Origin of the sequence: Radiobacillus kanasensis, assembly GCF_021049245.1 — a bacterium.
Lineage (GTDB): Bacteria > Bacillota > Bacilli > Bacillales > Amphibacillaceae > Radiobacillus > Radiobacillus kanasensis.
The window spans coordinates 2,158,365-2,171,539 of record NZ_CP088020.1; the positions used below are offsets into that span (position 1 = coordinate 2,158,365).

12 protein-coding genes are annotated in these 13,175 nt (G+C 38.9%); 4 read left to right on the forward strand and 8 right to left on the reverse strand.

Annotated features, from left to right (window positions below; all coding sequences use genetic code 11):
- Positions 1–15: 15 nt before the first annotated feature.
- Both KO561_RS11265 and ispG read left to right on the forward strand, forming a co-directional pair.
- The gene (locus KO561_RS11265) at positions 16–387 is read left to right on the forward strand and encodes a hypothetical protein (protein ID WP_231093356.1); all 372 of its coding nucleotides are present in this window, start codon (positions 16–18) and stop codon (positions 385–387) included.
- Positions 388–553: 166 nt separating this feature from the next.
- The gene (gene ispG, locus KO561_RS11270) at positions 554–1,657 is read left to right on the forward strand and encodes a flavodoxin-dependent (E)-4-hydroxy-3-methylbut-2-enyl-diphosphate synthase (RefSeq protein ID WP_231097108.1); all 1,104 of its coding nucleotides are present in this window, start codon (positions 554–556) and stop codon (positions 1,655–1,657) included.
- A gap of 36 nt (positions 1,658–1,693) precedes the next feature.
- On the opposite strand, the gene KO561_RS11275 is transcribed toward ispG, so the two are convergent.
- Positions 1,694–2,134 carry a DUF4190 domain-containing protein gene (locus KO561_RS11275; RefSeq protein ID WP_231093357.1) on the reverse strand — a complete coding sequence of 147 codons (441 nt, stop codon included), beginning with the start codon at positions 2,132–2,134 and terminating at the stop codon, positions 1,694–1,696.
- Between the two features lie 160 nt (positions 2,135–2,294).
- Between KO561_RS11275 and KO561_RS11280 the strand changes: the two genes are divergently transcribed.
- Complete coding sequence (locus KO561_RS11280) at positions 2,295–2,579, forward strand: DUF2624 domain-containing protein (protein ID WP_231093358.1); 285 nt, start codon at positions 2,295–2,297, stop codon at positions 2,577–2,579.
- A 43-nt stretch (positions 2,580–2,622) separates the two neighbouring features.
- On the opposite strand, the gene KO561_RS11285 is transcribed toward KO561_RS11280, so the two are convergent.
- The gene (locus tag KO561_RS11285; RefSeq protein WP_231093359.1) at positions 2,623–3,516 is read right to left on the reverse strand and encodes a deoxyribonuclease IV; all 894 of its coding nucleotides are present in this window, start codon (positions 3,514–3,516) and stop codon (positions 2,623–2,625) included.
- 47 nt (positions 3,517–3,563) lie between these two features.
- Positions 3,564–4,871, reverse strand: a complete 1,308-nt coding sequence (locus tag KO561_RS11290; RefSeq protein WP_231093360.1) for a DEAD/DEAH box helicase — start codon at positions 4,869–4,871, stop codon at positions 3,564–3,566.
- Between the two features lie 161 nt (positions 4,872–5,032).
- Between KO561_RS11290 and KO561_RS11295 the strand changes: the two genes are divergently transcribed.
- Positions 5,033–5,977 carry a 4-hydroxy-3-methylbut-2-enyl diphosphate reductase gene (locus tag KO561_RS11295; protein ID WP_231093361.1) on the forward strand — a complete coding sequence of 315 codons (945 nt, stop codon included), beginning with the start codon at positions 5,033–5,035 and terminating at the stop codon, positions 5,975–5,977.
- Between the two features lie 42 nt (positions 5,978–6,019).
- Here the strand turns inward: KO561_RS11295 and KO561_RS11300 are convergent, their stop codons facing one another.
- From KO561_RS11300 to dnaG, 5 genes are all read right to left on the reverse strand, one after another.
- Positions 6,020–7,120 carry a Nif3-like dinuclear metal center hexameric protein gene (locus KO561_RS11300; protein ID WP_231093362.1) on the reverse strand — a complete coding sequence of 367 codons (1,101 nt, stop codon included), beginning with the start codon at positions 7,118–7,120 and terminating at the stop codon, positions 6,020–6,022.
- Complete coding sequence (locus KO561_RS11305) at positions 7,110–7,820, reverse strand: tRNA (adenine(22)-N(1))-methyltransferase (RefSeq protein ID WP_231093363.1); 711 nt, start codon at positions 7,818–7,820, stop codon at positions 7,110–7,112. The genes KO561_RS11300 and KO561_RS11305 overlap by 11 nt, the downstream gene beginning before the upstream one ends.
- A 551-nt stretch (positions 7,821–8,371) precedes the next feature.
- Positions 8,372–8,737, reverse strand: a complete 366-nt coding sequence (gene cccA, locus KO561_RS11310) for a cytochrome c550 (protein ID WP_231093364.1) — start codon at positions 8,735–8,737, stop codon at positions 8,372–8,374.
- Between the two features lie 670 nt (positions 8,738–9,407).
- A complete protein-coding gene (gene rpoD / locus KO561_RS11315) occupies positions 9,408–10,529 on the reverse strand; it encodes an RNA polymerase sigma factor RpoD (RefSeq protein ID WP_231093365.1) in 1,122 nt (373 codons plus the stop codon).
- Between the two features lie 42 nt (positions 10,530–10,571).
- Positions 10,572–12,386: a DNA primase gene (dnaG, locus tag KO561_RS11320; protein ID WP_231097110.1), complete on the reverse strand. Its 1,815-nt coding sequence runs from the start codon at positions 12,384–12,386 to the stop codon at positions 10,572–10,574.
- Between the last annotated feature and the right edge of the window lie 789 nt (positions 12,387–13,175).

Below are 13,175 nucleotides of genomic sequence, written 5' to 3' on the forward strand. Positions count from 1 at the left end.
GGAGGAACATCCCGTATGGAACTTTTAAAAAAACTTGCGCTTACTGCCCTTATTATATTGTTCCTAATAAGTATTATGAAAGACTTAACAGAAGGCGTAGTATTTACCGATAATCAGGCTACTGTTGCGGATCAAATAGAAGAAAAAAAACAAGAGGAATCCCCTTCTAAAAAGGAAAAAGCTAACCCGCAAAAATTGAAAGCAGTCGAAAGAAAAGTGGAGCCTGGGGATACAGTACTGTCTATTGTAGAGGAAATAAATCAGTTAAATGAAGGAATCTCTATTCAAAAAATCCAAGACGATTTTAAAATTTTAAATCCTGGTTCAGACCCAAATAACATTCAAGTTGACACCTCATATCTCTTCCCTATCTATGACCAGGAGTAAATTTTTCGAGCTTTGTCACTTCTCATTTGTTGACATTGCGATTATAATGGACATTGGTACTCCATAGAATTGGAGTAGATCATCTTCGTAAAAACGAAGGCCATTAGATACTGTTTGAAAGCATCCGAAGTATTAACATCGGAAAAGGAGCGATTCACATATGGCAATAACACATAGAAAAAATACACGACCAGTTAAGGTCGGAAATGTAATGATTGGTGGAAAGAATGAAGTTGTCATCCAATCAATGACTACAACCAAAACGCATGATGTTGAGGCTACCGTAGCTGAAATTCATCGTTTAGAGGAAGCAGGATGTCAAGTAGTACGTGTAGCTTGTCCGGATGAACGCGCAGCGAATGCTATTCCAGAAATCAAAAAACGAATTAACATTCCTTTAGTCGTCGATATCCACTTTAACTATAAACTAGCTCTTAAAGCAATTGAAGGCGGCGCGGATAAAATTCGTATTAACCCAGGGAACATTGGAAAAAGAGATAAAGTAGAAGCTGTTGTAAACGCAGCAAAAGAAAAAGGGATTCCGATTCGAATTGGAGTGAATGCTGGATCTCTTGAACGCCACATCTTAGAAAAGTATGGATATCCAACTGCGGATGGCATGGTAGAAAGTGCCCTCCACCATATAAAAATCTTAGAAGATCTAGATTTTCACGATATAATTGTTTCTCTAAAAGCATCTGATGTTAACCTTGCAGTTGAAGCATACGAAAAGGCAGCAGAAGCAATTCCGTATCCACTACACCTCGGTATAACAGAATCCGGAACTTTGTTCTCCGGAACGGTGAAGAGTGCAGCTGGTTTAGGTGCTATCCTAAGTAAAGGGATTGGAAACACAATGAGAATCTCATTAAGTGCCGATCCAGTAGAAGAAGTAAAAGTAGCTAGAGAATTATTAAAATCCTTTGGCTTAGCTTCCAATGCTGCGACCCTTATTTCTTGTCCAACATGTGGGAGAATTGAAATTGATTTAATCAAAATTGCCAATGAGGTAGAAGAATACATCTCTACTATTAAAGCCCCAATTAAAGTGTCGGTGCTTGGATGTGCTGTTAACGGACCTGGTGAAGCACGTGAGGCAGACATTGGAATCGCTGGAGCGCGAGGAGAAGGATTACTTTTCCGTCACGGAGAAATCATCCGTAAAGTACCAGAAGAAACCATGGTGGAAGAGCTTAAAGTAGAAATCGATAAAATTGCAGAAGAATATTTTGCAAAACAAGCAGAGGAAGAAAAGCAACAGAATGCATAAAGGAAACGGGAGCGAATAATCGCTCCCGTTTTTTTATCATACAAAAGGGGCTATAAAAATCGCTAAAACAATGGAAACGACACCAATGATAATCGAAGCGTTTCCTAGTGTATCAGCACCTCTACCCTTTGATACAAAACCTAAGATAATCCCGGCGGCAGCAAAGATAATCGGCATTGTAAAAAAAGATAAAATAGATAAAATTAATGCCGCCCAGCCAAATCCAGTTTGAACTTTCGAGCGCATTTCGGTTGGTTGCTCGTCGGAATGGATTGGTCGGTTAAAATCATTCACTGTCATCTCTTGGGCGATCTCCACGTCTTGCTTATACGGCTCTTCTAAGGAATAGAGTTCTTCATCCTCAATGATTGGCTGTGCCCCTTGCTGTCCTGCATTGAGAACGTTAGGCTCTTCTTCTAGTGAAACTGGGGCTTTCTCAACGTTATCGAGCTCACGATTGCGATTCGATTGATCCATGATCCAACCCTCACCTTTCCTTTTGTTGAGGTGCTTCCTTAGTATATGAACTCATCTTCGTTATTTACGTGGTATCATCCGCTAAATGCGGATAAACATGGCACATTTTATAACGATGAGCATAGGATGAAACAAGGACTTTTTGGTGAGGAGTTGTACGATGAGTAGTTTTATGAAAAAGATGGCCTTAAAAAAAATAAAAGCAATTCAAGCTGACGAGCTTTTACAGTACAGTAAAGAATACAATATCCCTATTACCGAGCAACAAGCAAATGATATTGTAAGCTATATGAAGAAAACAAAATTAGATCCATTTAAAGAAAAAGACAGGACGATGATGTTTAAAAAATTAGCCCAAATTACCGATTTACCAACCGCTCAAAAGGGACAAAAGCTATTTGTTAAGCTCATCCGTGAATATGGGGTGGAATCCTGGTTCGAGTAACATATAGAAAAAGAGGCCAAGGATTAATCCTTGGCTTCTCTTATTATTGTTCCATAATCTTCTCTTTTAAGTCGGTCACAAAACTGTCGCCTCTTAGCATTTCGATTTCGAAACGATATGGAGGCTTTTTATTTTTCTTGTCTTCGCCTACATATGGTGTCTCTAAAATCTTTGGTAAGTTCGTAAGTTGCGGATGATGAACGATATAATGAAGGGCATCATAGCCAATATGGCCGAATCCAATATTTTCGTGACGGTCTTTTTTCGCTCCCGTTGGATTTTTACTATCATTCACGTGAATGACTTTAAGACGGTCTAAGCCGATGATTCGATCAAATTGTTCCAATACTCCATCAAAGTCATTAATAATATCATAACCTGCGTCATGGATGTGACACGTATCTAAGCATATAGAAAGCTTGTCATCCAATTTAACACCATCGATAATTCTGGCAAGTTCTTCGAAATTACTTCCAATTTCCGAACCTTTTCCTGCCATTGTTTCTAATGCAATTTGTGCCTTTTGACCAGAGTGAAGAACTTCATTTAACCCTTCGATGATTTTTTCGATTCCTTTGTCAACACCTTCGCCAACATGTGCACCTGGATGTAGAACAATTTGTTTTGCGCCAATTGCTTCTGTTCGTTCTATTTCACTTCGGAGAAAATTCACGCCCAATTCAAACGTTTCTTTTTTCGTTGTATTCCCAATGTTAATAATATATGGGGCATGTACTACAATTTCTTCCAGCCCATTTTCTTTCATATGTTGAAGTCCTGCTTCAATATTTAATTCCTCAATTGGTTTCCTTCTTGTGTTTTGGGGCGCACCCGTATAAATCATAAACACATTTGAGCCATATCCTGCAGCTTCTTTACTAGAGCCTAATAACATCTCTTTACCGCTCATTGAAACGTGAGATCCTATCTTCATCATCGTAACACCTCTCCTCTTCATCTGTTCCTATCTTACCATAATTCGACTTATTTTTTGAATTTATTACGATTGATTTTCCGCTTCACTTTCTCTTGGTGTTTTTTCATTTTCTTTTTATAGCCTGGTTTCACTTTTTTGGGTTTTCTAACATGGCTCCACGCTTCTTTTTCCACTTCTGATTCTGCTTTTTGACGTTTTTTTCGTTCGTTCCAAGCCTTTGTCTCAACCCATTCTCCATCTTTGATATCGTAAGAAGTAAAGGTTAATCCTTTCTTTTCAAGGCGCTCAATTAGTGTTAAATCCTCATCTTTAAACAAACTTATCGCTGTTCCTTCCATACCTGCTCGTGCCGTTCTGCCAACTCGGTGGATGTAAAACTCTTCTTCACTTGGAAGATCTGCATTAATGACATGGCTTACACCTTTGATATCAATGCCGCGAGCAGCTAGATCGGTTGCAACAATGTATTGGTAACGTAGCGCTTGAATGTCCTTTAATACACGCTTACGCTCACGTGGCGTTAATCCGCCGTGCATTAACCCAACTTCAAAACCTTTCCCAATTAGTTCCTCTGAGAGAAGATCTGCCCGCTCTTTTCCATTTGTAAAAATGATTGCTAGATAGGGTCGGATTGTTTCAGATATACGAATAATTGTATCCGCAATAGAACGATGTCGCAAAGGTACTAATCGATGCTCCATCGTTTCAGGAGATAACCTGTCGTCCATTTTAAAATAATGCGGATTCTCTAGGTATTTCTTTAAAAAAGGTTGTAATCGTTCTGGAATGGTAGCTGAAAATACCATGACAGATGCTCTTGAATTGGAGCGCACAAGTGTTTTATCTATTTCTTGAATTAATCCGAGATCCAACATTAGATCCGCTTCATCGACGATAAAAGATTGGATAGAAGAAAAATCTAATGCCCCCTCTTCTAGCAGGTCCAATATCCGACCAGGGGTTCCGATTACTAGATGTGGCTGTTCTTTTAACTTATCAATCGATTTCTTCTTATCGGTCCCCCCAATAAGTAATTTAATCGACCAAGGAGCTTCACCGGTAAACTCTACCATTTTCTTTGCCTCATCATATATTTGCATAGCAAGCTCTCGTGTTGGTGCTGTTACGACATATTGTACGCTTTGTTGTTCTTCTTTGATTTTATTAAGAATAGGAATTAAATACGCATGTGTTTTTCCTGATCCAGTATGTGATTGACCGATGATGCTCTCGCCTCGAAGTGCCAAGGGTATAACCTTTTGCTGGATTGGAGTTGGAGCTTTAAAACCTAGTTTATCAATGACTTGATTCATAACAGGGCTTAACGCATATTGTTTAAATTCATGATTTTCCATAGTAAATCTCCTTTTATCTTACTTTCCTTACTTATTATAGAGAAGTTATCCTATAAATGCACATATATCTTCAATTTTTCTCTTTGTCATATTCTAGTTTTACCCTTATAATGGTTGTGATGCCCTTAACATATTATTTTTCGTTCAGAGGGGGAACTGACATGGAAGTTATAAAAATTGCACCACGTGGCTATTGTTATGGGGTTGTAGATGCAATGGTGATTGCTCAAAACGCTGTAAAGGATACAAATTTACCGCGCCCCATTTATATACTGGGAATGATTGTACACAACTCACACGTCACCGAAGCTTTTGAGAGCGAAGGTGTCATTACGTTAGATGGAAAAAACCGACTAGAACTACTAGAAAATGTTGAGTCTGGAACGATTATTTTCACGGCACACGGCGTGTCGCCTGAAGTAAAAGAACGCGCTCGTGAAAAAGGGTTGACCGTATTAGACGCAACATGCCCTGATGTAACGAGAACACATGATTTGATCCGAGAGAAAGTTGCAGAAGGATACGATGTTGTGTACATTGGCAAGAAAGGGCATCCAGAGCCTGAAGGAGCTATTGGAGTTGCACCAGGACATGTTCATCTTGTTCAAACGGAAGAAGATGTCGAAAATTTACACTTAAATAATGATAAGCTTATCGTGACGAACCAAACGACCATGAGTCAATGGGACGTTTATGATGTCATGCAAAAAGTAAAAGAAAAGTATCCTCAAACGGATATGATTCAAGAAATTTGTATGGCTACACAGGTCCGCCAAGAAGCTGTAGCAGAGCAAGCGAAAGTCGCCGACCTAACCCTTGTTGTTGGGGATCCTAGAAGCAATAACTCGAACCGTCTTGCACAAGTTTCTCAAGAAATTGCAGGGACAAAAGCGTATCGGATAGCGGATGTATCAGAGATTAAACTAGAATGGCTAGAAGGTGTGGAAAAGGTAGCCGTAACTGCAGGTGCTTCCACTCCAACACCAATTACCAAAGAAGTTATTAAGTTTATTGAGCAATATGACTTGAATAATAACGAAACATGGGATCTTAAATCCAAAGTCAAACAAGATAAGATATTACCAAAAGTAAAGATGAAAAAATAAGGAAGGGGCCTTGTAGCTCCTTCCCTTTTTCATCTAGTAGTTTTATAAGAATTGAAACGGCTCTGTGTTAGCCTCTGAAATCAAAAATGAAACTCCTTCTGTGATCCGTGTTTCGAAATACTCTTTCACCGCTTGTTTCATTACCTTTTCGACGTGATGACCAGGATCGATTAGACTTAACCCTAATTCCAATGCATCCTGCGCTTCATGAAAGGACATATCACCAGTTACATAAACATCTGCATCCGTTTTAGAGACTTCCTCGATAAAATCCTTTCCACTACCACCCAAAATCGCAACTCTTCTTATCGGCTGTTTTAAATCCCCAGTTACTCGAACAAATGGAACATCTAAACGCTCTTTGATGAATTGCGAAAAAGATTCTAATGTCATTTCCTTTCGTAAATCCCCTATTCGGCCAGCCCCATATTTCATACCTTGATTCTCAAGCCGATAGATATCATAAGCCACTTCTTCGTATGGATGCGCATCATGTAATGACTTTATAATAGATCTGAGCCTATTTGCTGGAAGAATTGTTTCTATCTTGGTCTCTTCCACTCTTTCTACTTTTCCTTGCTCTCCAAGAAACGGTGATGTCCCTTCTAGTGGTTTAAATTGTCCTTCCCCTTTCGTTTCAAACATACAGTCACTGTAATTGCCTATGTGTCCTGCACCACTTTCTCCTAAAGCTTGTTTAACCTTCTCAACATGCGTATTAGGCACATATACAACAAGCTTTAAAAGGGTTTCCTGTTCCGAAGGGAATAGGATCTCTGTATTTTCCACATCTAGTTCCTTTGCTAACATCTCACTAACCCCATTAGCTGCGACGTCTAGATTTGTATGGGCTGCATAAACGGTAATATCATGCTTGATCAACTTCTGGATCAACCTTCCCTTTGGAGATTGAAAGTCAATGCTTTTTATAGAACTAAATAGCATGGGGTGATGGGCAAGTATGAAGTCAATTCTTTTTTCAATAGCTTCATCCACCACATTTTCAAGCACATCTAGTGTGACCATTACTTTCGATACTTCTTTATCCAGAGAACCTATCTGTAATCCACTGTTATCCCATTCGTAAGCAAGGTAACCCGGTGCCCACTCCTCGAAACACTGTATGATTTCATTAGCCTTCATTGTTTAGTACCTCCTCAATAATGGCTATCTCTCTTTCAAAACCTTCCACTTTCTCCTTATCAATATCCGTTGCTTTCGTCATTTGTTTTAAGGCCATCTCTCTTTTTTCTTTTTCAACCTGCCATTTCTCCCGAAAAATTTCCGATCTATGATGTTTCAAAAATGGACCAATCAGTAAGTCCTTTTCATCTAACTGTCCAACGGATACATCCTCATTGAAGTCCGCAACGATAATTTCATATATATGCCCGCCTTCTTTGACGATATCCTCTTGTACAATCTGATAACGGTGAAGATCCATCCACAGTCGTACCGATCTTGCATCGACGTTAGGCTGAGCAATAATTTTCACAACACCCGTTAATTTTTCTTTTCCTTCTTCCAAAATCCGTGCAATTAAACTCCCGCCCATCCCGGCAATTACAACCTCTGAAATGGAATCATTAGCTTGTAATACGGACAATCCATTCCCTTTACGAACCTGAACTCGACTCGCCAAGTTGGCTTCTTTTACATTCTGTTTCGCACTTAAAAATGGACCTTCATTAAATTCACCGGCTATCGCTCTTGCTTTCTCGTCCTGCCGACAAACATATAGCGGAAGGTAGGCATGATCTGAGCCTATATCCGCAAAAAAAGTAGCGGATGGTAAGAAGGATGCAATTCGTTCAAGCCGTAATGAAATCTGTTTTTCTGCCATAAATGTACCCTTCCTTTATGTTATGTATCACTCTTTATTGCTCTTTCGCATAGTTTGTTGCTATTGATATAAATTGCGCCGTAAATTTATAAAAAAATTTGTGACGCATAGTGCGATGCTCCGGAAAAATACTCCGCTTTCCACGGACACGGCGCAGGTCCCTTCGGAAGCACCCCACATCGTACGAGGGTAAGCTACCGCAGTATTCCTTGTCCTTGTAGGAAAGGAACAGCTGAAGGCTCTGGAAGGATGCACCTGCGTCTTCTCGTTACGCTTTGTAGTAGGCTTAGGCAACGAAGAAGCCTACTCACTGAAGTAGCCTGGCTGAGGTGCCCCCCACAGAAAGGGAGTGTTTTTCCGCAGCGCCAGACTAGCAGTCACCTTGATAAAGAATAAAAAGGTCATTGTTTCTTTGCGGCGCAGTTTATATAAACTGCTAGTTGAAATTCAATACTTAGAAAAGAACAATCTTCCAGATCACAACCGTCCTGAAAAAGAAGAGCTTTCTGAAATACTCAGAAAGCTCTTTCCCACTAGCATATCACATCAAACTATTTTTTCTCAGCTAACCATGCGGCTATTGCTTCTGCCTGTGCTGCATCAACTAGTCCACCAGGCATTCCAGTACCTTTACCATTCATAATGATATCCTGAATTTCTTCTTGTGTGTATTTACTTCCTACTTCTTGTAAATTCGGTGCACCACCAGCGCCACCAGAAAGGTCCGCTCCGTGACAGCCAGCACAAGTATTTTGGAAAACAGCTTCTGGATCACTTGCTGTTGCTTCACCTTCAGTCTGCTCCCCACTGTTCGCAATTTCTTCTTCTTGATTCAATCCTATAATTGATACAACAATCATAGCTAGAATTCCCAAAACCGCAATGAGAGCATAAGGAATAACTGGGTTCTTTTTCATGTTCTTTTTTACCTCCTTATGTAACCCCTTTTCATTGGTAAAGACAAACTATGTATATTTTACTTTAAAATCTACAAAGAGAAAAGGGAAACATACGAATATTAATTGATGACGATGTAAACTAGGATAAATATTCCAATAATGCCAGAATAAAATAAATAGTTTCGATTTAATTTCTTTCCTATCCATATCCAAAATATACAATTTACAAACGTTATCCCATAGATAAGGATAGAGGTGCTAAACCATAATTGCACGAGTTGCACACTCGTAATAAAAATTAATAATAATGTAATTTCCAGGGAAAAATTGAGCCGTAAACCCACTGTTTTCCTCATATACAGGTGTAAAACACCAGATAACCCACAAAAAAGTATTAGGATGGCAATTTGCATTATCATCTGAAGTTCAGTAAAATAAATGGTAAGAAATGCGAGCGGTAACAAGAGCACATTCACAAGTAACAGGAATAATCTCCGCTTGTTACCACTGACGCTTTCAACCGAACCTAATGAGTCTCCTTGAGAATATAACGCTAATAGAAAATTACAATACTTTTCCGGAAGCAGGTTATTCTCTTTCCAATAGTAGATTTCCTTCATGATGATTTTTCTTCGATCATCACTCATTTTGTTCACTCCACGTATAAAACGAAATGGCCTAACCGTTTTTATTCAAGGAAATCTTTAAGACGTTTGCTTCGACTTGGGTGTCGTAGCTTTCTTAGTGCCTTAGCTTCAATTTGTCTAATTCTTTCTCTCGTAACTCCGAACACTTTACCCACTTCTTCAAGTGTTCGTGTACGTCCATCGTCTAATCCAAAGCGTAAACGAAGTACATTTTCTTCCCGATCTGTTAGAGTATCTAACACATCTTCTAATTGTTCCTTTAACAACTCATAAGCAGCATGGTCAGAAGGGGAAGTTGCTTCTTGGTCTTCGATAAAATCACCTAGATGTGAATCATCTTCTTCACCGATCGGTGTTTCTAAGGAAACAGGTTCTTGAGCTATCTTTAAGATTTCTCGTACCTTTTCAGGTGTTAACTCCATTTCTTTTCCGATTTCTTCTGGGCTAGGCTCACGACCTAAATCCTGAAGCAGCTGTCTTTGTACTCGGATCAGTTTATTTATCGTTTCTACCATGTGTACAGGAATACGAATGGTTCTTGCCTGATCTGCGATAGCTCTCGTAATCGCTTGACGTATCCACCAAGTGGCATACGTACTAAACTTGTACCCCTTGCGGTAATCAAATTTTTCAACTGCCTTAATAAGACCCATGTTTCCTTCCTGAATCAAGTCTAAGAAAAGCATTCCTCGACCTACATAGCGCTTTGCAATACTAACTACTAAACGAAGGTTCGCTTCAGCAAGTCGTTTTTTCGCTTCTTCCTCACCGTCTTCAATACGTTTTGCAAGCTCAATTTCTTGAGCAGCAGACAATAGGTCTACTCTTCCAATTTCTTTTAAGTACATACGAACTGGGTCATTAATTTTAATACCAAGTGGAACACTTAAATCATTTAGGTCGAATTCTTCCTCCTTAGAAAGCTGCTGCATGCTTGGGTCTTCCTCAGATTCCCCAATCACTTCCACCCCTTGTTCATTTAAGTGCTCATAAAATTCATCCATTTGATCGGATTCCAATTCAAAGTTTGACAATCGCTCTGCTACTTCTTCATAAGCAAGAACTCCACGCTTTTTACCTAGCTCTAACAACTGTTCCTTAGCTTGATCTAGGGTTAGCTCTGTTTCGTTTTCTTTTGGCTGTGATGGCTTGTTTTGTGCCATGAGCTCTCCTCCTTCCGACAATTCTACTCTATATACAAATAATCAACTTCGAATTTGCTTCTGAATTTCTAAGATTTTCATCGCGATTTCAGCTGCTTTTAAGGGGTCGCTTTGTTGTTCTGCTAACTTTTGTTCATCTCTTAACGACTTTATTAAAACATGATCGCTTTGCTCAGTTCGAATGATTTTTATATAATCACTGATTTCCCGATCACTAATATCTGGTCGAGTTGGCATCAGTGCTAGTTCAACTACATAACTTTGCAACTCTGCATCAGGTAGCTGCTCTACAAAGTGGCTTACATTAGGAGCGTTTCCTTCTTCATAAAAAGCATATAAGTAAGTTACAATGACTTTATGTTTTTCTACATTAAAATTGCCACCTAATTCTTCTAATACTTTCCTAGCGATGGATTCATCTGCCATCATATATGTGAGAAGCTGTTTCTCAGCATTATGATAAGCCGGTAATAATTTACCAGTAGCATCTCGCTTGCTTTTTATTGTATTAGTATGGCGCTTTTGGTAGCCCTTATCCTGTTTGTTACCTAACTTTTGAAGTCTTGATTCTATTTCCAAGGAAAGAGTGTCCATGGACAAGGAAAACTCATTTGCTAATTCCTTTAAATAATGCTCTCTCTCAATGGGCTTTTCAATTAAAGCAATTTCATCAAGTACCTTTTCAACATATTGTATGCGATCTCCTTCTAATTTTAGATTATAATCTTTTTTTATATACCTCATCATGAATGAAGGATACGTATCACTTGCTTTTATAATCTCATTTCGGAAGCGATCTGCTCCATATGTCTGAATGAATTCATCCGGATCCAGGTCATTTGTTAGATGGGCAACTTTCACAACGCAACCTACTTGTTTTAGAAGCCTTGCTGCTTTATAGGAGGCGTGCAAACCAGCCTGGTCACCGTCGTAACAAATAATGATTTGATCCACATATCTTCGTAGTAACTTTGCTTGCGCTTCTGTAATGGAAGTTCCTAATGTCGCAACCCCATTTTGGATGCCAGCATTATAAGCAGAAATAACATCAACATAGCCTTCAAAGAGAATGACCTCTTGCTCTCTACGGATATGGGGTCTGGCTAAATCAAAGTTATAAAGCATCGTCCCCTTCCGAAAAAGTTCAGATTCAGGACTGTTTAAATATTTGGGTTCTTGCCCATTTAAAGCACGCCCACCGAAGGCAACTGTCTTTCCTAAATGACTTCGAATCGGGAACATGACTCTACCCCGAAAACGATCCGTTACCTGTTGATCTTCTTTTGCAGAAAGCAGACCTGCCTTCACCATCTGTTGCGGATGAAATCCTTTCTTCTCTAAAAACTGAGCAGTAAAGTCCTTGGAATTCGGTGCAAACCCCAGTTGAAATGTATCGATACTTTCATCCGTGAAGCCACGGTCAACCAAGTACTGGTAGGCCTCTTTCCCATCCTTTGAATGTCGCAGTAAATGATGGTATAGCTTCGTAAGCCACTCATTTGCGCTTAAAACATCCTGACTCTCCTGGGTTTGCTCTTGTCGAGAAGAAGTTTGCATTTCTTTGGGCAAAACATGACCACTTTTATCCGCTAAAAAGTGGATAGCTTGTGTAAAGTTAAACCCTTCGATTTCCATTAAAAAAGTGACAACATTTCCACCTTTTCCACAACCAAAGCAATGAAAAATTTGCTTATCCTGGGTTACCGAAAAGGAAGGAGTTTTCTCACCATGAAACGGGCACAAACCAAAATAGTTTCTCCCTTGTTTCTTTAATTGCACGTACTCGCCAATCACATCTACGATATCATTAGCTTTCCGAATTTCTTCCACTAATTCTTCTGGTATTTGACTAGCCATTTTAATCACCGTTTTTACAATTATTCTATATTGCAAAAAGAAAACCCTGCATATTACGACAATATTTTTTACAAAGTCGAAAAAAATGTGTTGGAAATCAAAGGATTGCTTTTTCCCAAACATTTGTCGATTTTTCTATGTCATAAAGACGGAGGACATGCCTAGCCTTTATTCTAATAATTCCTCTTGATGTGGAAACATAAACTTCTTAAGAAGAAAAAGTGAAGTCCTTTACGGAACTAATGGAGACTTGCTTACTATCGACATAAACCATTTTCTATAGAAGCATACAAACCTAATATTCTACAACAAACGGAAAAATCCTTCTTTATCAAGAATGTTTTATTATTCTGAAAATCTGTTTGCACTTATGTATCGTGCTCCCTACCTCCTATGTAGGGTCCATCCGTCTATAAAGCTTCTATAGAAACATTTTTTCACAAAAAATAATTATAATACAAAAAAATCCAAATTGCTAGAAAAAAATTGCTATTTCACAATAAAATCCGAACTATGATTCGAAATTTTTTAATTGAAATCGAATCAGTTCGGATTTTTCTAGAGTGCTTTTGTAATTGTTGCTAGTAATATATAAACTACGACGTAACGTTAATTAATAATTTATTGAAAAAGTAATGAAGTGAAGCTTGATGCCGCGTTCCGGCAGAATACTCTGCTTTCCGCAACGGAGATCAACATCGTACCCAAATCGTGCAGTTATTCAAACCGATGGTTTTTTTTAAAACTTCTCTTGTGTCGCAATTTATATCAAGTATGATTGAAGATCCG

What these genes read in the sequence shown, in the direction of transcription:
- KO561_RS11265 (WP_231093356.1), top strand. Translation starts at nt 16, where the DNA reads ATGGAACTTTTAAAAAAACTTGCGCTTACTGCCCTTATTATATTGTTC.
- KO561_RS11275 (WP_231093357.1), bottom strand. Translation starts at nt 2,134, where the DNA reads ATGGATCAATCGAATCGCAATCGTGAGCTCGATAACGTTGAGAAAGCC.
- KO561_RS11280 (WP_231093358.1), top strand. Translation starts at nt 2,295, where the DNA reads ATGAGTAGTTTTATGAAAAAGATGGCCTTAAAAAAAATAAAAGCAATT.
- KO561_RS11285 (WP_231093359.1), bottom strand. Translation starts at nt 3,516, where the DNA reads ATGATGAAGATAGGATCTCACGTTTCAATGAGCGGTAAAGAGATGTTA.
- KO561_RS11290 (WP_231093360.1), bottom strand. Translation starts at nt 4,871, where the DNA reads ATGGAAAATCATGAATTTAAACAATATGCGTTAAGCCCTGTTATGAAT.
- KO561_RS11295 (WP_231093361.1), top strand. Translation starts at nt 5,033, where the DNA reads ATGGAAGTTATAAAAATTGCACCACGTGGCTATTGTTATGGGGTTGTA.
- KO561_RS11300 (WP_231093362.1), bottom strand. Translation starts at nt 7,120, where the DNA reads ATGAAGGCTAATGAAATCATACAGTGTTTCGAGGAGTGGGCACCGGGT.
- KO561_RS11305 (WP_231093363.1), bottom strand. Translation starts at nt 7,820, where the DNA reads ATGGCAGAAAAACAGATTTCATTACGGCTTGAACGAATTGCATCCTTC.
- cccA (WP_231093364.1), bottom strand. Translation starts at nt 8,737, where the DNA reads ATGAAAAAGAACCCAGTTATTCCTTATGCTCTCATTGCGGTTTTGGGA.
- rpoD (WP_231093365.1), bottom strand. Translation starts at nt 10,529, where the DNA reads ATGGCACAAAACAAGCCATCACAGCCAAAAGAAAACGAAACAGAGCTA.
- dnaG (WP_231097110.1), bottom strand. Translation starts at nt 12,386, where the DNA reads ATGGCTAGTCAAATACCAGAAGAATTAGTGGAAGAAATTCGGAAAGCT.